This window comes from Vibrio sp. 10N.222.49.C9 (genome assembly GCF_041474985.1).
Classification (GTDB): domain Bacteria; phylum Pseudomonadota; class Gammaproteobacteria; order Enterobacterales; family Vibrionaceae; genus Vibrio; species Vibrio crassostreae_C.
This window is the reverse complement of the sequence record NZ_JBFRVD010000173.1, coordinates 1-591: the sequence shown is the minus strand read 5'-3', so window position 1 is coordinate 591 and position 591 is coordinate 1. Positions and strand designations below refer to the sequence as shown.

General features: G+C 46.2%; 1 protein-coding gene. It reads left to right on the top strand.

Going from position 1 to position 591, the window contains the following annotated elements; all coding sequences use genetic code 11:
* Positions 1-87: 87 nt before the first annotated feature.
* Positions 88-591: amino acid ABC transporter permease (locus AB4585_RS22575; RefSeq protein WP_372171051.1), on the top strand; the 504-nt coding region annotated here is incomplete at its 3' end.

Here is a 591-nt window from a genome sequence, read left to right as displayed (position 1 = left end):
AGATTTAGCTCAGCCTAATAAGGCTTGGAGCCCACTATTTCTGCGGAGATAGTGGGCTTTGCTTTTTAAACGAAGAGATGTAACAAGATGGGATTTGATTTTAACTACATGCTGGAACTGCTACCGATACTGTTTAAGTATCTAGGCACGACTATGGAGATGGCAATATGGGGCGGTATCTTTGCCCTGATTTTAGCCCTCATCCTAGCCAATATTCGAGTGTTTAAGGTCCCTGTGCTGGATCAGCTCAGCCAGCTGTACATCAGCTTCTTTCGTGGTACACCACTGTTAGTACAGCTGTTCCTACTTTATTACGGACTGCCACAGGTATTCCCGATAATGGTGGGCATAGATGCCTTTAGTGCTGCGGTCATTGGCCTTACATTGCACTTTGCAGCTTACATGGCAGAGAGTATTCGAGCAGCCATCATTGGTATTGATCGCAGCCAAATGGAGGCAAGCCTCTCTATTGGCATGACCACACGTCAGGCAATGCAAAGAGTCATTCTTCCACAGGCTACACGCGTCGCCCTGCCCTCTTTGATGAACTATTTCATTGATATGATCAAATCCACGTCTCTAGCATTTACC